Origin of the sequence: Pseudomonas mercuritolerans, assembly GCF_025706525.1 — a bacterium.
GTDB lineage: Bacteria > Pseudomonadota > Gammaproteobacteria > Pseudomonadales > Pseudomonadaceae > Aquipseudomonas > Aquipseudomonas mercuritolerans.
The window spans coordinates 900,176-923,240 of the sequence record NZ_JAMSHA010000001.1; the positions used below are offsets into that span (position 1 = coordinate 900,176).

At 60.2% G+C, this 23,065-nt stretch carries 20 protein-coding genes; 13 read left to right on the plus strand and 7 right to left on the minus strand.

Features of this window, described 5'->3' with window-relative positions; genetic code table 11:
• Window positions 1–747 precede the first annotated feature (747 nt).
• The 3 genes from ND528_RS04185 to ND528_RS04195 form a co-directional block, all read right to left on the minus strand.
• The gene (locus ND528_RS04185) at window positions 748–2,406 is read right to left on the minus strand and encodes a cation acetate symporter (RefSeq protein ID WP_016771015.1); all 1,659 of its coding nucleotides are present in this window, start codon (window positions 2,404–2,406) and stop codon (window positions 748–750) included.
• Complete coding sequence (locus ND528_RS04190; protein WP_016771016.1) at window positions 2,403–2,714, minus strand: DUF485 domain-containing protein; 312 nt, start codon at window positions 2,712–2,714, stop codon at window positions 2,403–2,405. The genes ND528_RS04185 and ND528_RS04190 overlap by 4 nt, the downstream gene beginning before the upstream one ends.
• Window positions 2,715–2,954: 240 nt before the next feature.
• Complete coding sequence (locus ND528_RS04195; RefSeq protein ID WP_041479599.1) at window positions 2,955–3,806, minus strand: glycine betaine ABC transporter substrate-binding protein; 852 nt, start codon at window positions 3,804–3,806, stop codon at window positions 2,955–2,957.
• A gap of 297 nt (window positions 3,807–4,103) precedes the next feature.
• Between ND528_RS04195 and ND528_RS04200 the strand changes: the two genes are divergently transcribed.
• On the plus strand, window positions 4,104–5,699 hold the full coding sequence (locus ND528_RS04200; RefSeq protein WP_263469757.1) for a glycoside hydrolase family 17 protein: 1,596 nt from the start codon (window positions 4,104–4,106) through the stop codon (window positions 5,697–5,699).
• Between the two features lie 106 nt (window positions 5,700–5,805).
• On the opposite strand, the gene ND528_RS04205 is transcribed toward ND528_RS04200, so the two are convergent.
• Window positions 5,806–6,174 (minus strand): hypothetical protein, encoded by a 369-nt coding sequence (locus tag ND528_RS04205; protein ID WP_263469758.1) that lies wholly within the window; start codon window positions 6,172–6,174, stop codon window positions 5,806–5,808.
• 224 nt (window positions 6,175–6,398) lie between these two features.
• Here ND528_RS04205 and ND528_RS04210 point away from each other — a divergent pair, with 224 nt between their 5' ends.
• Together ND528_RS04210 and ND528_RS04215 are read left to right on the plus strand one after the other, a co-directional pair.
• Window positions 6,399–7,697, plus strand: a complete 1,299-nt coding sequence (locus ND528_RS04210) for a serine protein kinase PrkA (RefSeq protein ID WP_016771020.1) — start codon at window positions 6,399–6,401, stop codon at window positions 7,695–7,697.
• Window positions 7,690–8,478 carry an MlaA family lipoprotein gene (locus ND528_RS04215; RefSeq protein ID WP_024012144.1) on the plus strand — a complete coding sequence of 263 codons (789 nt, stop codon included), beginning with the start codon at window positions 7,690–7,692 and terminating at the stop codon, window positions 8,476–8,478. Before ND528_RS04210 ends, ND528_RS04215 begins: the two co-directional genes overlap by 8 nt.
• 127 nt (window positions 8,479–8,605) lie before the next feature.
• Here the strand turns inward: ND528_RS04215 and ND528_RS04220 are convergent, their stop codons facing one another.
• Window positions 8,606–9,520: a DUF808 domain-containing protein gene (locus ND528_RS04220; protein ID WP_263469759.1), complete on the minus strand. Its 915-nt coding sequence runs from the start codon at window positions 9,518–9,520 to the stop codon at window positions 8,606–8,608.
• A 135-nt stretch (window positions 9,521–9,655) separates the two neighbouring features.
• On the opposite strand from ND528_RS04220, the gene ND528_RS04225 reads away from it, so the two are divergent.
• The gene (locus tag ND528_RS04225; RefSeq protein WP_016771023.1) at window positions 9,656–10,264 is read left to right on the plus strand and encodes a TetR/AcrR family transcriptional regulator; all 609 of its coding nucleotides are present in this window, start codon (window positions 9,656–9,658) and stop codon (window positions 10,262–10,264) included.
• Between the two features lie 102 nt (window positions 10,265–10,366).
• Here the strand turns inward: ND528_RS04225 and ND528_RS04230 are convergent, their stop codons facing one another.
• Window positions 10,367–10,825, minus strand: coding sequence for an REP-associated tyrosine transposase (locus ND528_RS04230; protein ID WP_263469760.1), 459 nt, complete (start codon window positions 10,823–10,825; stop codon window positions 10,367–10,369).
• A gap of 212 nt (window positions 10,826–11,037) precedes the next feature.
• Window positions 11,038–11,478, minus strand: coding sequence for a GlcG/HbpS family heme-binding protein (locus tag ND528_RS04235; RefSeq protein WP_137215978.1), 441 nt, complete (start codon window positions 11,476–11,478; stop codon window positions 11,038–11,040).
• A 268-nt stretch (window positions 11,479–11,746) separates the two neighbouring features.
• Between ND528_RS04235 and gcl the strand changes: the two genes are divergently transcribed.
• From gcl to ND528_RS04280, 9 genes are all read left to right on the plus strand, one after another.
• On the plus strand, window positions 11,747–13,522 hold the full coding sequence (gcl, locus tag ND528_RS04240) for a glyoxylate carboligase (RefSeq protein WP_130912775.1): 1,776 nt from the start codon (window positions 11,747–11,749) through the stop codon (window positions 13,520–13,522).
• Window positions 13,523–13,700: 178 nt separating this feature from the next.
• A complete protein-coding gene (gene hyi / locus ND528_RS04245; protein ID WP_056783872.1) occupies window positions 13,701–14,483 on the plus strand; it encodes a hydroxypyruvate isomerase in 783 nt (260 codons plus the stop codon).
• Window positions 14,484–14,645: 162 nt separating this feature from the next.
• Window positions 14,646–15,539, plus strand: coding sequence for a 2-hydroxy-3-oxopropionate reductase (locus ND528_RS04250; protein WP_016771028.1), 894 nt, complete (start codon window positions 14,646–14,648; stop codon window positions 15,537–15,539).
• Between the two features lie 153 nt (window positions 15,540–15,692).
• On the plus strand, window positions 15,693–16,967 hold the full coding sequence (locus ND528_RS04255; protein WP_263469761.1) for a glycerate kinase type-2 family protein: 1,275 nt from the start codon (window positions 15,693–15,695) through the stop codon (window positions 16,965–16,967).
• Window positions 16,964–18,379: a pyruvate kinase gene (pyk, locus tag ND528_RS04260; protein ID WP_073472724.1), complete on the plus strand. Its 1,416-nt coding sequence runs from the start codon at window positions 16,964–16,966 to the stop codon at window positions 18,377–18,379. Before ND528_RS04255 ends, pyk begins: the two co-directional genes overlap by 4 nt.
• 147 nt (window positions 18,380–18,526) lie before the next feature.
• Complete coding sequence (locus ND528_RS04265; protein ID WP_130911960.1) at window positions 18,527–19,441, plus strand: urea transporter; 915 nt, start codon at window positions 18,527–18,529, stop codon at window positions 19,439–19,441.
• Between the two features lie 21 nt (window positions 19,442–19,462).
• Window positions 19,463–20,287 (plus strand): ion transporter, encoded by an 825-nt coding sequence (locus tag ND528_RS04270; RefSeq protein WP_263469762.1) that lies wholly within the window; start codon window positions 19,463–19,465, stop codon window positions 20,285–20,287.
• A gap of 103 nt (window positions 20,288–20,390) precedes the next feature.
• Window positions 20,391–21,389: a sulfate ABC transporter substrate-binding protein gene (locus tag ND528_RS04275; protein WP_263469763.1), complete on the plus strand. Its 999-nt coding sequence runs from the start codon at window positions 20,391–20,393 to the stop codon at window positions 21,387–21,389.
• 443 nt (window positions 21,390–21,832) lie between these two features.
• Window positions 21,833–23,020: an MFS transporter gene (locus ND528_RS04280; RefSeq protein ID WP_263469764.1), complete on the plus strand. Its 1,188-nt coding sequence runs from the start codon at window positions 21,833–21,835 to the stop codon at window positions 23,018–23,020.
• Window positions 23,021–23,065 lie beyond the last annotated feature (45 nt).

Genomic DNA, 23,065 nt, shown 5'->3' on the forward strand with positions numbered 1-23,065 from the left:
CGGCGTACGGCCCGCTCGCTAAAGCTCGGGGTACCTTCGTTACGGGACCGATCCGGGCGCAGCCTGCCGAAGGGGCAAAAGATCAAAAGCCAGATCAAGAGCCAGATCAAAATCAAAAGCCAGAGCAAAATCAAAAGCCCCTCACCCTAGCCCTCTCCCGAAGGGAGAGGGGACTGACCGAGGTGTTTGGAGGCATACGCCGACATGCAATATCGAGTTGAACTCAGACTTTGAAATGCCCACAAATCGGCTCCCGCTCCCGCTCCCTCGGGAGAGGGCTGGGCGGGCGGCGTTCCGATGAGGGGCGAATCCACTACAAATCCCAAGCTAACCACCCGCTTCTAACCACTCAACAATGAGCGTTAGCTCGCGTGCTTTTGATCTTGACTCACCGGCGACGTCGGAAGGCTGAGTGGAGGGATTGATCCGGGGGTGGGAGCGCAGCGACCGTCTGGCGCAGCCAGACACAGCGGAAGGAGGTGCAGCGAAGCAAACCGGAGCCGCTGCGCCCGGATCAGTCCCGGAGCGAAGGAACCCGAGCCTGCGAGGGCCGAACGCAGGAGCAAGCCTTTTGGGTTACCTTTTTGGCGTCTGAAAAAGGTGACTCGCCGTAAGGGCGAAACCCTAAGCCGCCGTTACCGCAGCAACGGATATACACCCAAAACCACCCGATAACCACCCACAAAAAAACGCCCCAATCTCTCAACCAGGGCGTTTTCTTGAAGCTTGCAGCTTACATCTGATCTCTTAGTGCGAAACCGCCCCACTCGCCCCCAACCCGGTCTGCGAACGCACAAACTGCGGGAAGAACAGCGCCCGCTCATTGTCCGCAGCCGCCGACTTGTCAGTAATCGAGAAGAACCAGATCCCGATGAACGCAATCATCATCGAGAACAGCGCCGGATACTCGTAAGGGAAGATCGCCTTCTCGTGATGCAGAATCTGCACCCAGATGGTCGGACCGAGGATCATCAGGCCAACAGCACTGACCAGACCCAGCCAGCCACCAATCATCGCGCCACGAGTGGTCAGCTTCTTCCAGTACATCGAAAGCAGCAGTACCGGGAAGTTGCAGCTCGCCGCAATCGAGAACGCCAGGCCGACCATGAACGCAATGTTCTGGCTTTCGAACAGAATGCCCAGACCAATCGCCAGCACCGCCAGGGCGATAGTGGTGATCTTCGACACGCGAATCTCATCCTTCTCGTTGGCTTTGCCCTTCTTGATCACACTGGCGTACAGGTCGTGAGAAACCGCCGAAGCACCCGCCAGCGTCAGACCGGCTACCACAGCCAGAATGGTTGCGAACGCCACTGCCGAGATGAAGCCTAGGAAGATGCTGCCGCCCACCGCGTTGGCCAGGTGCACCGCCGCCATGTTGTTGCCGCCGAGCAAGGCGCCCGCTGCATCTTTGAAGGCCGGATTGGTGCTGACCAGCAGGATCGCGCCGAAGCCGATGATGAAGGTCAGGATGTAGAAGTAGCCAATGAAGCCGGTTGCGTACAGCACGCTCTTGCGAGCTTCTTTTGCGTCACTCACGGTGAAGAAGCGCATCAGAATGTGTGGCAGGCCAGCGGTGCCGAACATCAGCGCCAGACCCAGCGAGAATGCCGAGATCGGATCCTTGACCAGACCGCCAGGGCTCATGATCGCTTCGCCCTTGGCGTGAACCTTGATCGCTTCGGAGAACAGCGTGTTGAAGTCAAAGCCCACGTGCTTCATCACCATCAGCGCCATGAACGAGGCACCGGACAGCAGCAACACTGCTTTGATGATCTGCACCCAAGTGGTCGCGAGCATGCCGCCGAACAGCACGTACATGCACATCAGCACGCCCACCAGGATTACCGCAACGTGGTAATCGAGGCCGAACAGCAGCTGGATCAGCTTGCCGGCACCGACCATTTGCGCGATCAGGTAGAACGCCACCACCACCAGCGAACCGCAGGCGGACAGGGTGCGAATCTGGGTTTGCCCGAGGCGGTAGGACGCCACGTCGGCAAAGGTGTATTTACCCAGGTTGCGCAGGCGCTCGGCGATCAGGAACAGAATGATCGGCCAGCCCACGAGGAAGCCGATTGAGTAGATCAGGCCGTCGTAGCCGGAGGTGAACACCAGCGCGGAAATACCCAGGAAGGACGCCGCCGACATGTAGTCGCCAGCGATCGCCAGGCCGTTCTGGAAACCGGTGATCTTGCCGCCCGCCGCATAATAATCGGCGGCCGAATTATTTTTCTTCGAAGCCCAGTAGGTGATGTACAACGTCGCGCCGACGAAGGCCACGAACATCAGGATCGCCGGGATGTTCAGCGGCTGTTTGGCCACCTCCCCCGTCAACGCGTCAGCCGCCCAGACACTCGGCGCGAAAGCCGCAACACTCAATAGAGCCAGTAGACGCCGGATCATTGCTGAGCCTCCTTGAGAATCGCATTGTTCAGGTCGTCGAACTCGCCATTGGCGCGGCGCACGTAGATGCCGGTCAGGACGAAGGCTGAGATGATCAGGCCGACACCGATCGGGATGCCCCAGGTGATCGAGGATTCAGGACTGAGTTTCGCCCCGAGCACGTGCGGCCCGTATGCGATCAGCAGGATGAATGCGGAGTACAGCCCAAGCATGATTGCCGAGAGAATCCAGGCGAATCGTTCCCTTTTCTGAACCAGCTCCTTGAATCGGGGACTGTTTTGAATCGAGAGGTAAATGCTGTCGTTCATTGTTTTTATCCTCGCAGCACAGATTATTGTTGGAACGTAGCTAATGTATGCGGCTGCGAGAGAGGTTCCAGACGACCTTAGTAGTAGATGGCCATGATGTTTTGGCCATTTTCCGGTACTCAGAAAAAAACTGTGGGAGCGAGCCTGCTCGCGAAGGCGTCCTATCGGTCGATATCGCATCAACTGACAGATTGCATTCGCGAGCAGGCTCGCTCCCACGGGGGTGTGGCGGTGTTTAGATTATTTGGTCCAGTCAGCTACACGATCCGGGTGTTTGGCCACCCAGTCCTTGGCCGCTGCATCAGGCTTGGCACCGTCCTGAATCGCCAGCATGACTTCGCCGATTTCGTCTTTCGACGCCCACTGGAAGTTTTTCAGGAACTTGGCCACTTCCGGCGCCTTGGCGTCCAGGCCTTTGCTGCCGATGCTGTTCACGGTTTCAGCCTGGCCATACACACCTTTCGGGTCGTCGAGGAAGCGCAGCTTCCACTTGGCGAACATCCAGTGCGGCACCCAACCGGTGACAGCGATGGATTCGTTCTTCTTCTCGGCGCGGGTCAACTCGGCAATCATGCCGGCGCCGGAACTGGCCTTGAGGCTGTACTTGTCCAGACCGTAATCCTTGATCGCCTGATCGGTCTTGAGCATCACGCCTGAACCGGCGTCGATGCCGACAATGCGGTTTTTGAAAGTGTCGTCGGTTTTCAGGTCTTCGATCGATTTGGCTTTGACGTACTCCGGCACGATCAGGCCGATTTTCGCGTCCTTGAAGTTCGGGCCGTAATCGACGACCTGATCCTTGTTTTTCGTCCAGTAGTCACCGTGGGTCACGGGCAGCCAGGCCGAGAGCATCGCATCGAGTTTGCCGGTGGCCACGCCCTGCCACATGATCCCGGTGGCGACGGCCTGCAGCTTCACGTCATAACCGAGTTTCTGTTTGATCACTTCGGCCGCCACGTGAGTGGTCGCGACGCTGTCGGACCAGCCGTCAACGTAACCGATGTTCAGGGTCTGTTTTTCAGCGTTGGCGAAAGTGGAACTCATCGCAAGCGCCAGAGCGGCACCTGCGCCTAAAAGTCGTCGCATCTTCATCGTTTACTTCCCCGAAATGCTGCGCCCGACGGATGCCGGGCATCGTCAACGTATTGTTATGGTGCACAGCGCCCCCATCACGCCGGACCTCACACACCGAACATCAGCCGATTTTTCAAAAAGGGTACTGATGGCTTGATCATCAACCTCAAGCGGCAGGCGACCTGCTCTGTCAGCGACCTCAAGGCAGCGAGAAACGACATCAGAAAGCCATTAATCAAGCGAGATTAATTGACGCCAGACAATCCGCCCGAACTTTGCATGTACAACGCCTGCGAGCCACCTGCCCTTCTATAAATGCAGGTAACATGCGTCGCTTTGCAGCCACTCGGCCTGACCATGTCCGCAACGTCCCGATTTCCTTTTCTGCCTTATCTGTTCGCTTGCCTGCTCGGGCTCCTGGCCCTTGGCGGTTTCTGGTATGGCCTCGGCCAACCGGTGATCCTGCCGGACGCCGCGACGCCGACGCACAAGTTGCAATGCGCCTCCTACACACCGTTCGACAAAGACCAATCGCCGTTCGACGTGCCGTTCAAATTACGCCCCGAGCGCATGGACGCCGACCTTGCACTGCTGGCGACGCGCTTCGAGTGTATCCGCACCTACTCGATGACCGGCCTCGACGCCCTGCCCGATCTGGCGCGCAAGCACGGTCTGAAGTTGATGATCGGCGCCTGGGTCAATAGCAACCCGGTCGATACCGAGCAGGAAGTCGAGCTGCTGATCAAATCGGCCAATGCCAACCCCGACGTGGTCACAGCCGTAATTGTCGGCAACGAAGCGCTGCTGCGCAAAGAGGTCACTGGCGCGCAACTGGCGCGGCTGATCAACAAGGTCAAAAGCCAGGTCAAGCAACCGGTGACCTACGCCGACGTCTGGGAATTCTGGCTCAAGCATCCGGAAATCGCCCCGGCCGTGGACTTTCTGACCATTCACTTGCTGCCGTACTGGGAAGACGATCCGTCGAACATCGACGTGGCGCTGCGGCATGTGGCGGATGTGCGTCAGGTGTTCGGCCACAAATTTGCGCCCAAGGACGTGATGATCGGCGAAACCGGCTGGCCGAGCGAAGGCCGCCAGCGCGAAACCGCCGTGCCGAGCCGGGTCAACGAGGCGAAATTCATTCGTGGTTTCGTGGCGATGGCCGAGCAGGAAGGCTGGCGCTACAACCTGATCGAAGCCTTCGATCAACCGTGGAAACGCGGCAGCGAAGGCGCGGTCGGCGGCTATTGGGGGCTGTTCGATGCCGATCGGCAGGATAAGGGCGTACTCGCCGGGCCGGTGAGCAATGTGCCGTACTGGAAGGAGTGGCTGGCAGTCGGTGGCTTGATCTTCCTCGGCACGCTGATTCTTGGTGGACGCGTGCGCAGCACACGTTCGGCGCTTGTCCTGCCACTGCTGGGCGCCGTCGCTGCTTGCTCGATTGGCGCCTGGGCCGATCTGGCGCGGCTGACCACGCGCTTTGCCGGTGAATGGCTGTGGGTCGGTTTGCTCACCGGGTTGAATTTGCTGGTGCTCGCGCATGCCGCGCTGACGTTGAGTGCACGCAGCGGTTGGCGTTCGCGCGCGTTCGATTTCCTTGAGCGTCGCGCCGGCTGGCTGGTCGCAGCCGCCGGTTTTGCCGCAGCGGTGATGATGCTGGAGATGGTCTTCGATCCGCGTTATCGCAGTTTCGCCAGCATGGCGTTCGTGCTGCCGGCGTTGGTCTACCTGTGCCGCCCGGTAAGCGTGCCGCGCCGGGAGATTGCTCTGCTGACCTTTATCGTCGGTGCGGGGATTGCACCGCAGTTGTATCAGGAAGGGATGTTGAATCAGCAGGCCTGGGGCTGGGCGTTGGTGAGTGGATTGATGGTGGTGGCGTTGTGGCGCTGCCTGCGGGTTCGCAACCTCTGATCATCAGAGCGGTTCAGGCCTCTTCGCGAGCAGGCTCGCTCCCACATTGGATCTGTGGCGTTCACAAATCCCCTGTGGGAGCGGGCTTGCCCGCGATGACTGACTGTCAGGCGCTGCGGGACTCGCGGACCAGGCGCAACCCGGCTATCACCACCGCAAACACCGCCAACGTCGTGTTGTACAACGCCAGCGCCGGCAGGCCGAACATCAGCGCCAGCACCGCCAGCCACCACCCTGCCCGTCCCGGCACGACAAACGCCAATGCCGCCGTGCCCACCGCCGCCCAGCCCAACACCTTGAAATGAATCATCAGCCCCAGATTCGCACGCACCACACATTCCCAACGACTGGCCTCGTCGACACAGATGCCGACCCACTGCCCGTCTTCCATGAAGCCATAGCGCGCGGCATAGCTGGCGGCCAGCCACAGCGGCAACAAAACGAGCAGCGCAATCACGGGCAAGCGGCGGGACATGGAGCACTCCAATCTGCGGAAATCGGCGGCCAGCTTAATCTGCCGACCGGCATTCGCAAGCACTAACAACTGTTAACTGTTCAGCGAGCCCTTGCAACGTGTATCGTCCAGCTACTATTACCCCGAATTCCGCCTGTTTGGTGCCGCAGCATGGCACTTTGGCGCACGGCCGGTGGTCATAGCCTGCGAACTTCAATCGGCACCTTCCTCTAAGGGATCTAGTCATGCTCCGTTCCTTGCGCTTCGCCGCGCTGTTCAGCGGCCTTATCTTGAGTGCGTCCGCGCTGGCGGTGGATATCGACGCCGCCAGCTATGGCTACCCGCTGACCAACCCGTTCGAGGCGACGATCGCCACGACACCACCGGACCTGCGTCCGGAGCTGCCGCTGGACGACGACATCAATCAAACGGACCGCAGCCTCACCCTGCGCCCGGAGCGTGAATTCCAGCTGCCGGACAATTTCTGGGCAGTGAAGAAGCTCACTTACCGCATCGCCACGCAGGACAAACCGGCGCCGCTGATCTTCCTGATCGCCGGCACCGGTGCGCGCTTTGACAGCACGCTCAACGAATACCTGAAAAAGCTTTACTACAAGGCCGGCTACCATGTCGTGCAACTGTCGTCGCCGACCAGCTTCGACTTCATCAGCGCCGCCTCGCGTTTCGCCACCCCGGGCGTGACCAAGGAAGATGCCGAAGACATGTATCGGGTGATGCAGGCCGTGCGGGCGCAAAACCCGAAACTGCCGGTCACCGAGTACTACCTGACCGGTTACAGCCTCGGCGCCCTTGATGCCGCGTTCGTCGCGCATCTGGACGAGACCCGCCGCAGTTTCAATTTCAAGAAAGTCCTGTTGCTGAACCCGCCGGTGAACCTCTATACCTCGGTGACCAACCTCGACAAGCTGGTACAAACCGAAGTCAAGGGCATCAACAACAGCACCACCTTCTATGAACTGGTACTGAGCAAGCTGACCCGCTACTTCCAGCAGAAAGGCTACATCGACCTCAACGATGCGCTGCTGTATGACTTCCAGCAGTCCAAGCAGCACCTGACCAACGAACAGATGGCCATGCTGATTGGCACGTCGTTCCGCTTCTCGGCAGCGGACATTGCCTACACCTCGGACCTGGTCAACCGTCGCGGTCTGATTACCCCGCCGAAATTCCCGATCACCGAAGGCACCAGCCTCACGCCGTTCCTCAAGCGTGCGCTGCAATGCGATTTCGACTGCTACATCACCGAGCAGGTTATTCCGATGTGGCGCGCGCGCACTGATGGCGGCAGCCTGCTGCAACTGATCGATCAGGTCAGCCTGTATGCGCTCAAGGATTACCTGCACGACAGCCCGAAAATCGCCGTCATGCACAACGCCGACGACGTCATCCTCGGCCCTGGCGACCTGGGCTTCCTGCGTAAAACCTTCGGTGATCGCCTGACCGTTTATCCACTGGGTGGCCACTGCGGCAACCTTAACTACCGCGTCAACAGCGACGCCATGCTGGAGTTCTTCCGTGGCTAAATATCTCCTGCTGATTGCAGCGTTCCTCTGTGCAGGCGTGGCCCAGGCCGACAACAGTAAAGCCGATGCCCCGGTAGTGGTCGACAGCGACGGCTTCAAGGAACCGCTGACCAAACTCAAGTTCAACCCGGGCCTGGACCAGCGCGAGTTCGAACGTTCGACGCTCAACGCGTTGAACGTCTATGACCCGCTGGAATCGTGGAACCGCCGGGTCTACCACTTCAACTATCGCTTCGACCAGTGGGTGTTCCTGCCGGTAGTCGATGGCTATCGCTACATCACCCCAAGCTTCGTGCGTACCGGGGTGAGCAACTTCTTCAACAACATTGGTGACGTGCCGAACCTGGTCAACAGCCTGTTGCAGTTCAAGGGCCAGCGCTCGATGGAAACCACCGCGCGCCTGCTGCTCAACACCACCATCGGCATCGCCGGCCTGTGGGACCCGGCCACCGCCATGGGCCTGCCACGCCAGAACGAAGACTTCGGTCAGACTCTGGGCTTCTACGGCGTACCGGGCGGCGCCTACTTCGTACTGCCGATCTTCGGCCCGTCGAACATCCGCGACACCGCAGGCCTGGCCGTGGATTACACCGCCGACACTGCGATCAACTTCCTCAACGTCGCCGAAGTCAGCTCCAACCACCCGGAAGTCTGGGCTTTGCGTGCGATCGACAAGCGCTACCAGACCAGCTTCCGCTATGGTCAGATGAACTCGCCGTTCGAGTACGAGAAAGTGCGGTACGTGTATACCGAAGCGCGCAAGTTGCAGATCGCCGAGTAAATCGGCTGCCGGAAAACACTGTGGGAGCGAGCCTGCTCGCGAACGCGGAGTACCAGTCTCTATCAATATTGACTGGGCTACCGCATTCGCGAGCAGGCTCGCTCCCACATTTGTTATGTGTTGCTGATTAACCCTTCAGCGCTTTCCAGAGCTTGCCTACGACCGAAACCACCGCCAACACCGCTGCGCCGGCAATAATCCCCGCGACACCATTGAGCAGCATCGGCACGGCGAACCCGGCGCTCCCTGCCGCTGCGCCGACGCCTTCAATCCAGTGATGCAGCACCGGCACGCCATGGGTCAGGATGCCGCCGCCGACCAGGAACATCGCCGCCGTGCCGACCACCGACAGGGTTTTCATCATGTACGGCGCGGCGCTGAGAATGCCGCCGCCGATCCTTTTCGCCATCTGCCCGGGCTTCTGTGTCAGCCACAGCCCCAGATCGTCGAGCTTGACGATGCCCGCCACCAAACCGTAAACGCCCACGGTCATGACAATGGCTATGCCGGACATGACCACCACTTGCTGAGTCAGCGAGGCATCTGCCACGGTGCCGAGGGTGATCGCAATGATTTCTGCCGAGAGAATGAAGTCAGTGCGGATTGCGCCTTTGATCTTGTCCTTCTCGAACGCCACCAGATCGGTCGCCGGATCGGCCACTGCTTCGGTCAACTGTGCGTGTTCTGCCTCGTCTTCCTCTTTGCTGTGCAGAAATTTGTGCGCGAGCTTCTCGAAACCCTCGAAGCACAGGTACGCGCCGCCGACCATCAACAGTGGTGTCACCAGCCACGGTACGAAAGCGCTGATCGCCAATGCCGACGGCACAAGGATCAGTTTGTTGACGAACGAGCCCTTGGCCACCGCCCAGACCACGGGAATTTCCCGCTCGGCGCGCACGCCCGAAACCTGCTGGGCATTGAGCGCCAGATCATCACCGAGCACCCCGGCGGTCTTCTTCGCGGCCATCTTGGTCATCAATGCAACGTCATCCAGAACGGTGGCGATGTCATCGATCAGCACCAGCAAACTGCTTCCTGCCATGAATCCTGTTTCCTTCTGTGTATGAATGTTGCCAAGCATAACGCGACCGCCGGCCACAGGCTGCATTGTTGAGCGCCGCTCAAGGCCGGTGCTACCATGCGCCACCGCCAGAACAGGCAAGGAACCACCGGGTTTATGAGCACAATCCGCGAGCGTAACAAAGAACTGATCCTGCGCGCCGCCAGCGAAGAGTTTGCCGACAAGGGCTTCGCGGCGACCAAAACCAGCGACATCGCCGCCAAGGCGGGATTGCCCAAGCCCAACGTCTACTACTACTTCAAATCCAAGGAAAACCTCTATCGCGAGGTGCTGGAAAGCATCATCGAGCCGATTCTGCAGGCCTCGACCCCGTTCAACCCGGACGGCGTGCCGAGCGAGGTGCTGAGCGGCTACATCCGCTCGAAGATCCGCATCTCCCGCGACCTGCCCCACGCCTCCAAGGTGTTCGCCAGCGAAATCATGCACGGCGCCCCGCACCTGAGCGCCGACCTGGTCGAGCAGCTCAACGCCCAGGCCAAGCACAACATCGCCTGCATCCAGAGCTGGATCGACCGCGGCCAGATCGCCCCGATCGACCCCAACCACCTGATGTTCAGCATCTGGGCCGCGACCCAGACCTACGCCGACTTCGACTGGCAGATTTCCGCAGTGACCGGGAAGGACAAGCTGGATGAGGCCGATTATGAAGCGGCGGCGCAGACGATTATCCGGTTGGTGTTGAAGGGGTGTGAGCCGGATCAGTGAGATCGGGGGAACCGCTTCGCGAGCAGGCTCGCTCCCACATTTGGAATGCATTCTCCTGTGGGAGCGAGCCTGCTCGCGAATAGCCGCACCGCACACCTCAACTCATAACCAGATCGAATCCCACAACGGATAGTCGCCAAGGCTTTTGACCAGCCCTGCCCGCAATGGGTTGGCAATGACATACCGCGCCATCTTCACCAGATTCTCCTCTTTACGCAGTGCACGGTCATGGAAGCCAGGTTGCCAAAGGCTGGTCTTTCGGCCGGTCGAAAGCTTTACCGCTTTGGTGCTGAGGGATTTGGTTCGCTGCATCAATTCGCCGAGCGAGCCACTCTTCAATTCAATCAGCCAGTGAAAATGATCTGGCATTACGACCCAAGCCAGAGAATTGGCCAATCCCGTTTCCTCAGCTGCCCGGAATTGGCTTACAAGCATTCTGCCAAGGAAGAAATCGCTGAATACGGGTTCTCTCCCGGCGGTATTGGCGGTCAGAAGGTAAATGCGGTTGTGTTCTGAATAGCGTCCGATGCGCAAGCGATGTGAAGCAGATAAATCCGGCATTCCGTTGCCTTCTCACAGGTTGATCATGAGAAGGCTAGCCGTGGCGATGGCAAGGGGAGCGTCAGACTTTTAGCAAGATGTGTAGCGCAGATCCTATTCGCGAGCAGGCTCGCTCCCACAGGGGCTTTCGAACACTCGAACATTTTGTGTCCAACCCAAACTCAATGTGGGAGCGAGCCTGCTCGCGAAAGCGGTTATTCAGACACTGACATTCAAACAGTCACCCCGCCATCCGCCCTCAAATCCAGCGCCTCTACCGCTTTAATTGCCACCTGCTCGTCGACATCCGACAAATCCCCACTGATCCCGATCGCGCCGAGCACTTCACCGGCCTGGTTGCGAATCAGCACGCCACCAGGTGCCGGGACGACGCTGCCCTGCCCCATGCTGTTCAACGAAGAAAAAAACGCCGGGCGTTGTTGGGCGTCCTGGGCGAGCAGGCGTGAGCCTTTGCCCAAGGCGATGGCGCCCCAGGCTTTGCCGATGGCGATGTTCGGGCGCAGCAGGCTGGCGCCGTCTTCGCGTTGCAGGGCGATCAGGTGGCCGCCGGTGTCGAGCACCGCGATGGTCAGCGGCGCGGCGTTGATGCCGCGTCCTGCGTTGATGGCTTCGCTGACCAGGTTGACTGCGACTTTCAAGGTTAAAGCGCTCATGGTGCCGTCCTCATTTTGTTATTGGGAAAGTCGTGGGACTGCGCGTTTGCGCCGCAGTCCGATGACACAAATAGAACACAATGAATTATCTTTTTGTATACAATAATTCTCGAAAAGCGCCACATGCGACGAAAAGCCACAGCACAGCGGGCTTCCGACGAATGAAACAGGCGCTTGAGAAAATGGATTGACCTGCGCCGTCCGCCGTGAATACACTCTGCGCAAAGCCACTTGTATACAATTACAAAACGTAAAGAGGCACAAAACCATGAGCAAAATGAGAGCAATCGAAGCCGCCGTTCTGGTGATGCGCCGCGAAGGGGTTGATACCGCTTTTGGCATCCCGGGCGCAGCGATCAACCCGCTGTACTCCGCCTTGCAGAAGGTCGGTGGCATCGATCACGTCCTTGCTCGCCACGTTGAAGGCGCCTCGCACATGGCCGAGGGCTACACCCGCACCAAGGCCGGCAACATCGGCGTGTGCATCGGCACGTCCGGCCCGGCCGGCACCGACATGGTCACCGGGCTCTACAGCGCCTCGGCCGACTCGATTCCAATCCTCTGCATTACCGGCCAGGCACCCCGCGCCCGGATGCACAAGGAAGATTTCCAGGCTGTCGACATCACCAGCATCGTCAAGCCAGTCACCAAGTGGGCAACCACCGTTCTCGAACCGGGCCAGGTGCCTTACGCGTTCCAGAAAGCCTTTTATGAAATGCGCTCCGGCCGTCCAGGCCCGGTGCTGATCGATCTGCCGTTCGACGTGCAGATGGCCGAGATCGAATTCGACATCGATGCTTACCAACCGCTGCCACTGGCCAAACCGACCGCGACCCGCGTGCAGGTCGAGAAGGCTCTGGCTCTGCTGGACCAGGCCGAGCGTCCATTGCTGGTAGCCGGTGGCGGCATCATCAATGCCGACGCCAGCGACCTGCTAGTCGAGTTCGCCGAGCTGACCGGCATCCCGGTCATCCCGACCCTGATGGGCTGGGGCACCATCCCTGACGACCACCCGCTGATGGTCGGCATGGTTGGTCTGCAGACCTCGCACCGTTACGGCAACGCGACGATGCTCAAATCCGACGTGGTGCTGGGCATCGGTAACCGTTGGGCCAACCGCCACACCGGTTCGGTGGATGTCTACACCGAAGGCCGCAAGTTCATTCACGTCGACATCGAAGGCACGCAGATCGGCCGTGTGTTCACCCCGGATCTGGGCATCGTTTCCGACGCCGCCGCAGCGCTGACCGTGTTCATCGAAGTCGCCCGTGAATGGCAAGCCGCCGGCAAGCTGAAGAACCGCAGCGCCTGGCTGCAGGATTGCCAGCAGCGCAAGGCCAGCCTGCATCGCAAGACCCACTTCGACAACGTGCCGGTCAAACCGCAGCGCGTTTACGAAGAAATGAACCAGGTGTTCGGCAAGGACACCTGCTACGTCAGCACCATCGGTCTGTCGCAGATTGCCGGCGCGCAGTTCCTGCACGTCTACAAGCCGCGTCACTGGATCAACTGCGGCCAGGCCGGCCCGTTGGGCTGGACGATTCCGGCGGCGCTGGGCGTGGTGAAGGCCGATCCGAACCGCAAAGTCGTGGCCCTGTCGGGGGACTATGATTTCCAGTTCATGATCGAAGAACTGGCGGTCGGCGCTCAGTTCAAACTGCCGTACATCCACGTCGTGGTGAACAACTCGTACCTGGGCCTGATCCGTCAGGCGCAGCGCGGGTTCGAAATGGACTACTGCGTGCAGCTGTCCTTCGATAACCTGAATGCGCCGGAACTCAACGGTTACGGGGTTGACCACATCGCAGTCGCCGAAGGCCTCGGCTGCAAGGCGCTGCGTGTGTTCGAACCGTCGGAAATCGCCCCTGCCCTGCGCAGGGCCGAACAGATGATCGAAGAGTTCAAGGTGCCGGTGATCGTCGAGATCATTCTGGAGCGTGTGACCAACATCTCCATGGGCACCGAGATCAACGCGGTCAACGAGTTCGAAGACCTGGCACTGGTCGGCAATGACGCGCCGACGGCGATTTCGTTGCTCGATTGATTGCTTTTAGCTCCCTCTCCCTCTGGGAGAGGGCTGGGGTGAGGGAAAGGTTTTGCGGTGTTCGCACAATCGGGATCAGACTCAGGATTCCCCCTCACCCTAACCCTCTCCCCAAGGAGAGGGGACTGATCGCGTTCAGTCTGACCTACCGTGCCTCATCAGTTTTTAGGAGACCACCATGCCGCGTTTCGCAGCCAACCTGTCCATGCTGTTCACCGAACAGGATTTCCTTGCCCGTTTCGACGCCGCCGCCAAGGCCGGTTTCAGTGGAGTGGAATACCTGTTCCCGTACGACTTCAGCTCGGCTGAAATCAAGGCAAAACTCGAGGCCAACGGGCTGACCCAAGTGCTGTTCAACCTGCCGGCCGGTGACTGGGCCAAGGGCGAGCGCGGTATTGCCTGCCTGCCGGATCGGGTCGAAGAATTCCGCGCCGGGGTTGATCTGGCGATCGCCTACGCACAAGTGCTGGGCAACACTCAGGTCAACTGCCTGGCCGGTATCCGCCCGCAAGGCGTTGACGATGCCACCGTGGAAAAGACCTTCGTCGCCAACCTCAAATACGCCGCCGACAAGCTGCAAGCGGTGGGCATCAAACTGGTGATGGAAGCGATCAACACCCGCGACATCCCGGGCTTCTACCTGAACAACACGGCGCAAGCCCTGTCGATTCGCGAACAGGTCGGCAGCGCCAATCTGTTCCTGCAATACGACATCTATCACATGCAAATCATGGAAGGCGATCTGGCCCGCACCCTGCAATCGCACCTGGGCGAGATCAACCACGTGCAACTCGCGGACAACCCGGGGCGCAACGAGCCGGGCACCGGTGAAATCAACTACCGCTTCCTGTTCGAACACCTTGATCGCATCGGCTATCAGGGTTGGGTCGGTTGCGAGTACAAACCGCTGACCACCACCGAAGCGGGCCTGGGTTGGTTGAAATCGCACAACGCAATCTAAGAAACACAGCAAATCCCCTGTGGGAGCGAGCCTGCTCGCGAATGCGGTGGTTCAGTCAACACGGATATTGAATGTTCCACCGCATTCGCGAGCAGGCTCGCTCCCACATGAAAAGCACCTCCCCTATTTGCTTGAGCACGACAAAAACAAGAGGATTTTCTCATGGCTAAAATCGGATTCATCGGCACCGGCATCATGGGCCACCCAATGGCGGCGAACCTGCAGAAAGCCGGTCACAGCCTGTTCCTGTCGCAACACCACGACGCGGCCCCGGCCGATCTGGTCGCCGCTGGCGCCGTTGCCCTAGCCAATCCGCGCGAAGTGGCGCAGGAAGCCGAATTCATCATCGTCATGGTTCCGGATACCCCGCAGGTCGATGACGTGCTGTTCCGCGCCGACGGTGTTGCCGCCGGTATCGGCAAAGGCAAAGTAGTCATCGACATGAGTTCGATTTCGCCGACCGCCACCAAAGCCTTTGCGGCGAAGATCAACGAAAAAGGCGCGCAGTACCTCGACGCGCCAGTGTCCGGCGGTGAAGTCGGCGCCAAGGCCGCGACCCTGAGCATCATGGTCGGTGGCGACGCCGATGCCTTCGAACGCGCCCTGCCGCTGTTCCAGGCCATGGGCAAGAACATCACCCTGGTCGGCGGCAATGGCGACGGCCAGACCGCCAAAGTGGCGAACCAGATCATCGTCGCGCTGAACATTCAGGCTGTCGCTGAAGCCCTGCTGTTCGCTTCGAAAAACGGTGCCGACCCGGCCAAGGTGCGTGAAGCGCTGATGGGCGGTTTCGCTTCTTCGAAGATTCTCGAAGTGCACGGCGAGCGCATGATCAAAGGCACCTTCGACCCGGGCTTCCGTATCAGCCTGCACCAGAAGGACCTGAACCTGGCCCTGCAAGGCGCCAAGGAGCTGAACATCAACCTGCCCAACACCGCCAATGCCCAGCAGGTATTCAGCACCTGCGCGGCCATCGGCGGCAGCAACTGGGACCACTCGGCGCTGATCAAGGGCCTTGAGCACATGGCCAATTTCTCGATTCGCGATAACAAATAAAGCCTGCACAAAACCCTGTGGGAGCGAGCCTGCTCGCGAAAGCGGCTTCACATTCAACATCCATGTTGGCTGACATACCGCGTTCGCGAGCAGGCTCGCTACCACAAGGGTTCCGAGTTGCCCTTCGAATAACAAGAATTCCGGGAGCCCGCCATGTCGGTCGATCCGCAACAACTGCTGCGCGAGCTGTTTGCCACAGCCATCGACGCGGCCCATCCGAACCAAGTCCTCGAAGCCCATTTGCCTGCCGATCGCACGGGTCGGGTGATCGTCATCGGCGCCGGCAAAGCCGCTGCCGCCATGCCGCAAGTGGTCGAGCGCTGCTGGGAGGGTGAAGTCACCGGCCTGGTGGTGACCCGCTACGGTCACGGCGCTCCGTGCGAAAAAATCGAAGTGGTCGAAGCCGCACACCCGGTGCCGGATGCGGCCGGTCTGGCCGTGGCCAAACGCGTGCTGGAGCTGGTCAGCAACCTGACTGAAGACGACCGCGTGATCTTCCTGCTCTCCGGCGGCGGCTCTGCCCTGCTCGCCCTGCCAGCCGAAGGCATCACCCTTGCCGATAAGCAGGCGATCAACAAAGCCCTGCTCAAATCCGGCGCGACCATCGGCGAGATGAACTGCGTGCGCAAGCATCTGTCGGCGATCAAGGGTGGGCGTTTGGGCAAGGCCTGCTGGCCGGCGACGGTTTATACCTACGCGATTTCCGATGTGCCGGGCGACCTCGCCACCGTCATTGCCTCCGGCCCGACCGTGGCCGACCCGAGCACCTCAGCCGAAGCACTGGCGATCATCAAGCGCTACGGCATCGACATTCCCGCCTCCGTGCGCACCTGGCTGCAAAGTCCGGAATCGGAAACGGTCAAACCCGGCGACCCGAGCCTGGCGCGCAGTCATTTCCAGTTGATCGCCCGCCCGCAGCAATCGCTGGACGCGGCTGCGGTGAAATGCCGTCAGGCCGGTTTCAGCACCTTGATTCTCGGCGACCTCGAAGGCGAATCCCGTGAAGTGGCGAAAGTCCACGCCGGCATCGCCCGACAGATCATCAACCACGGCCAGCCCTTGGCAGCGCCGTGCGTGATTCTCTCCGGCGGTGAAACCACGGTGACCGTGCGCGGCAATGGCCGTGGCGGACGCAATGCCGAATTCCTCCTCAGCCTGACCGACAGCCTCAAGGGCCAGCCCGGCGTCTACGCGCTGGCCGGCGACACCGATGGCATCGACGGCTCGGAAGACAACGCCGGCGCAATCATGACCCCGGACAGCTACGCCCGCGCCGCCGCCCTCGGTCTGAGCGCCAGCGACGAGCTGGATAACAACAACGGCTACGGCTACTTCCAGGCGCTCGATGCGCTGATCGTCACCGAGCCGACCCGCACCAACGTCAACGACTTCCGCGCCATTCTGATCCTTGAGAACTGCAAATCATGACGCCTGATAAAAAGGTCAAAATCCTCGCCACCCTCGGCCCGGCGGTCGATGGTATCGACGACATCCGCGAACTGGTCGAGGCCGGGGTCAACATCTTCCGCCTGAATTTCAGCCATGGCGATCACGCCGACCACGCCAAGCGCTATCAATGGATCCGCGAAGTCGAGCGCCAGCTCAACTACCCGCTGGGCATTCTCATGGATCTGCAAGGACCGAAACTGCGTGTCGGCAAATTCGCTGATGGTAAGGTGCAGCTGCATCGCGGTCAGGCGTTCCGCCTCGATCTCGATACGACAGCGGGCGATGAGCGCCGGGTCAACCTGCCGCATCCGGAGATCATTGCCGCGCTGGAAGCGGGCATGGATCTGCTGCTCGACGACGGCAAGCTGCGCCTGCGCGTGGTCACCAAGTACGCCGATGCAATCGACACCACTGTGCTCAACGGCGGCGAACTGTCTGATCGCAAAGGTGTGAACGTGCCGCAAGCGGTGCTCGACCTCAGCCCGCTGACCGCCAAGGATCGCCGCGATTTGAGCTTCGGTCTGGAACTGGGGGTGGATTGGGTCGCGCTGTCGTTCGTGCAGCGCCCGCAGGACATTGTCGAAGCCCGCGCATTGATCGGCGACAAAGCCTTTCTGATGGCGAAAATCGAAAAGCCTTCGGCGGTCGAGCAATTGCGTGAGATTGCTGAGTTGAGCGACGCGATCATGGTCGCGCGCGGTGATCTTGGTGTGGAAGTGCCGGCGGAAAGCGTGCCGCAGATTCAGAAAAACATCATCACCACCTGCCGTGCGCTGGGCAAACCGGTGGTGGTGGCGACGCAGATGCTCGAGTCGATGCGCTTCTCCCCTGCCCCTACCCGCGCCGAAGTCACCGACGTCGCCAACGCCGTGGCCGAAGGCGCCGATGCAGTGATGCTCTCGGCGGAAACCGCATCCGGCGAATACCCGCTGGAAGCCGTGCAGATGATGAGCAAGATCATCCGTCAGGTTGAGAACGGCCCGGATTACCAGACTCAGCTCGACGTCAGCCGTCCGAAAGCCGAGGCGACGGTTTCCGATGCGATCAGTTGCGCGATCCGCCGGATCAGCAACGTGCTGCCGGTGGCGGTGCTGGTCAATTACAGCGAGTCCGGCGCCTCGACGCTGCGCGCATCCCGGGAACGGCCGAAAGCACCGATCCTCAATCTGACGCCGAACCTGCAAACCGCGCGGCGCTTGAGCGTGGCGTGGGGCATTCATTCGGTGGTCAACGATCGCCTGCGTCAGGTCGACGAAGTCTGCTCGACCGCGTTGGAAATCGCCCAGGCGCAAGGCATGGCCGAGCGTGGCGACACGCTGCTGATTACCGCCGGCGTGCCGTTCGGGCAGCCGGGGTCGACCAATTCGCTGCGCATTGAGACGTTGATTTAGCGCCTGTACCGGCCTCTTCGCGAGCAGGCTCGCTCCCACAGTTGATTTGTGTGCACCACAAACTCAATGACTGAACAAAGATTCAATGTGGGAGCGAGCCTGCTCGCGAAGCAGGCGCCTCGGTTTTCCCTGACCTTCAGAACTGCCATGCCTGCCAATCACTTCAACACCCACTGCCCCGACTGGGCCGAGGCTTTGCTCAACGGTTTCAGTCAGATTTTCTTCCAGCGCCATCCGCTGTGCGGGCTGCTGTGCCTGTTGGCGATTCTGCTGACCGCGCCGGTACTGTTCGCCGGGGCGCTGCTCGGTGGCGTTGCCGGTCTGCTCACCGCGCAGCGGCGCAACTACGCCAAGGCCGATCGCCAGGCCGGGTTGTTCAGCTACAACGGCGTGCTGCTCGGCCTGCTGCTGAGCCTGTATTTCCCGTGGTCGCCGCTGCTGCCGCCGTTGATTCTTGCGGCTGGCGGCTTGAGCGCGATGCTCACTCAGCAATGGCTCAAACATGTGTACCGCAGTCGCGCCATACCGGCGTATACCTCGCCGTTCGTGGCGCTCAGCTGGGTGCTGCTGATGTTCGCCGAACCGTCCGCGCCGGTGGCATCGGTCGACCTGAACACGACAAATCTGCTGGCCGCTGAACTGCGCGGATTCGGCCAGGTTATGTTCCTCGACCATCCTTTGGCCGGGGCGTTGATTGCCAGCGGTCTGCTGATTGCCGATCGCCGTGCGTTCTGCTGGGCGCTGCTGGCGTCGGCGATCGGCCTCGGTTCCAGCCTGCTGCACCACGAAACGTCCGCCGCACTGCTCGGGCTCGGTGGCTACAACGCTGTACTCGCCGCCCTCGCCTTCAGCGCTCAGCGACAAAATCCGTGGCTGCCGCTGCTCGCCATTGTCCTGGCCCTGCTGGTGACGCCGCTGTTTGCCGCCCTCGGGCTGGCCACCCTGACCGCGCCGTTCATCCTCGCCTGCTGGTTGATTCGTGCCGGCATTCAAATGCTTGGCAAAGCGTCGCTTGCGCATGAGTCTTGCGCTCACGAGGAGAATCACCCTAGGCTGCGCTGATCTTCGATTCAGGCGTTATCCATGGACAGCAGCAACAATTGGCGCGAACGGCTCTACGTCATGATTTTCCAGAGCGACACCCCGGCCGGGCGTCGCTTCGACGGCATCCTGCTGGTGATCATCCTCGCCAGCCTGGTGATCGTGATGCTCGACAGTATCGACAGCATTCACCGTAATTACGCCGACGTCCTGGCCTATATCGAGTGGGGCTTCACGGCGATCTTCCTCGGCGAGTACATCCTGCGTCTGTACTGCTCGCCCAAGCCACTGCGCTATGCCTTCAGCTTTTATGGCCTGGTGGACCTGCTGGCGATCGTGCCGGGCATCCTCGCGCTGTATTACAGCGATGCGCAGTATCTACTGATCATCCGCATCATTCGGATGCTGCGGATTTTCCGCGTGCTCAAGCTCAGCCCGTATCTCAAGCAAGCCAACTATCTGATGTCGGCGCTGCGCGGCAGCAAGCAGAAAATCGTCGTGTTTCTGGTCAGCGTGTGCACGCTGGTGACGGTGTTCGGCACGCTGATGTACGTGATCGAAGGCCCGGAGCATGGCTTCACCAGTATTCCCAAGGGCATCTATTGGGCGATCGTAACCTTGACCACTGTGGGCTTCGGCGACATCGTGCCGAAGACGCCGCTGGGCCAGGTGATTTCCTCGCTGGTGATGATCACCGGTTACTCGATCATCGCCGTGCCCACAGGGATTTTTACTGCAGAACTGGCCAATGCGATGCGCGGCGAGCAGCTGCAAACTGACTGCCCGGGCTGTCAGAAAAAGACCCACGAGCAGAGCGCGGCGTTCTGTTCGCGCTGCGGTAGTCAGCTGTTCAAGAAACTGGAATAAGCACAGAGCTTTTTAATCTTTAAGCGACTATGCGAGGCCCGCTATAGTCGCTGGCAAATCGCCTCATTTTTGACACGACACCCCATAGAACAAGGAATGCGCAGTGAAAAAACTCTTTGGCGCCTCACTTCTCGCCGCCGGCCTGGCCTTGGCCAACATCGTCCAGGCAGCACCGACGCTGCTCAACGTCTCCTACGACGTGATGCGCGATTTCTACAAGGACTACAACACTGCGTTCCAGAAGCACTGGCAAGCCGAGCACAAGGAGAACATCACCGTGCAGATGTCCTTCGGCGGCTCGAGCAAGCAGGCGCGTTCGGTGATCGACGGCCTGCCGGCTGACGTCATCACCATGAACATGGCCACCGACATCAATGCCCTCGCCGACAACGGCAAACTGGTCCCGGACAATTGGGTCACGCGCCTGCCGAACAACAGCGCACCGTTCACCTCGGCCACGGTATTCATCGTCCGCAAGGGCAACCCGAAAGCGCTGAAAGACTGGCCGGACCTGCTCAAGGACGGCGTGCAGGTGATTGTGCCCAACCCGAAAACTTCGGGTAATGGTCGCTACACCTACCTGTCGGCCTGGGGTTATGTGCTGAAGAATGGCGGTGACGAGAACAAGGCCAAGGACTTCGTTGGCAAGCTGTTCAAGCAGGCGCCGGTGCTCGACACCGGGGGCCGCGCCGCCACCACCACGTTCATGACCAACCAGATCGGCGACGTGCTGGTGACCTTTGAAAACGAAGCGGAAATGATCGCTCGCGAGTTCGGTCGCGATCAGTTCGAAGTTATCTACCCAAGCGTCTCCGCAGAAGCCGAGCCACCGGTTTCGGTGGTCGACAAAGTCGTCGACAAGAAAGGCTCGCGCGCTGCGGCTGACGAGTATCTGAAGTACCTGTGGTCGCCTGAAGGCCAGGAAATTGCGGCGGCCAACTACCTGCGCCCGCGTGACCCGGCAGTGCTGGCAAAGTACACCGACCGTTTCCCGAAAGTGGATTTCTTGTCAGTGGAGAAGACCTTTGGTGACTGGCGCACGGTGCAGAAAACCCACTTCAATGATGGTGGGGTGTTTGATCAGATTTATAGCGGGCAGTAAGGCTTGATCTGAAAAAATCAAAAGGCGACCCGCTGGGGTCGCCTTTTTTGTTGAGCCAGAAGCCCCTCACCCCAGCCCTCTCCCATTGGGAGAGGGGGCCGACCGAGGTGACTTAAGTCAGACATCGACCTGCAGGACCGAGTCGATTATGGATCGAGAGAGATAATTTTTGGATTCGACCGTTGTGGATTCAGCGAATAACCATCAGGTCGGCGTACCTCCCAAGCATCCCCCGATCGGTTCCCTCTCCCTCTGGGAGAGGGTTAGGGTGAGGGGCTTTTATGGGTGTACCAGGAAATACAAGACCCTACCCGCCCCCTTGACCCAGATTTCAAGACCCGTCATTACACAACGTAATAACAGTTATCATCCAAAAACGTCTTCTGCTAACCCGCGCTGTCCATTAGCCTCATCGCTTTCCTGTGCCCGACCCGAGATCCCCTATGACCGCCACCCCTCACGCAATGACCCGAGGCCTGGTCCTGCTGTTCGCGTTCTGCTGCGGCGCCATTGTTGCCAACATCTACTACGCACAACCGATCATCGGCCTGATCGCGCCGGACATCGGCCTCTCCGACACCATGGCCAGTTTCATCGTCTCGCTGACGCAGATCGGCTATGCGTTGGGCCTGTTCTTTCTGGTGCCGTTGGGAGATCTGCTGGAAAACCGGCGGCTGATGATCATCACCACGCTGGTGGCAATCGCCAGTCTGCTTGGCGCAGCGTTTACCGAGCAGCCGAACGTGTTCCTGCTGATCTCACTGCTGGTCGGCTTCAGCTCGGTGTCGGTGCAGATCCTGATTCCGCTGGCCGCGCATCTGGCGCCGGAAGAGTCCCGTGGCCGCGTGGTGGGCGGGATCATGGGCGGTTTGCTGCTGGGTATTCTTTTGGCGCGACCGGTGTCAAGCGTGGTCGCCGATCACCTCGGCTGGCGCGCCATGTTCATGATCGCCGCAGCGCTGATGGCAGCGATCAGCATGGTGCTGGCGCTGACCGTGCCCAAGCGCCAGCCAGATCACAGCGCAACTTATGGCCAATTGATCGGCTCGCTGTGGACGCTGCTGCGCCAGCAACCGGTGCTGCGTCAGCGGGCGTTTTACCAGGGCTGCATGTTTGCCACGTTCAGCCTGTTCTGGACCGCCGTGCCACTGGAACTTGCACGCAACCATGGCCTGTCGCAAAGCGAAATCGCCATCTTCGCCCTGGTCGGCGCCATCGGTGCCATCGCCGCGCCAATCAGCGGCCGCCTCGCCGATGCCGGCCACACACGCATCGCCTCGCTGCTGGCCATGCTCTTCGCCAGCCTGAGCTTCCTGCCCGCCTTCATTCACCCGGCCTACAGCGTCATCGGCCTGGCCGTGACCGGCGTGGTACTCGACTTCTGCGTGCAGATGAACATGGTCCTCGGCCAACGCGCGGTGTACTCGCTGGACGCGAAAAGTCGTGGCCGTTTGAACGCGCTGTACATGACCAGCATCTTTATCGGCGGCGCTTTCGGCTCCTCGGTGGCCAGCGCGGTGTACGAGCATGGCGGCTGGTTGTGGATCGTGATTGTCGGCAGCGTGTTTCCGTTGCTGGCGTTGTTGCGGTTTTTGAGCACTTCACGACGCGCTTCATTGGCCACGGCTTGAGGGCGTCAAAAGCTTCGCGAGCAAGCTCGCTCCTACAGGTTTTGG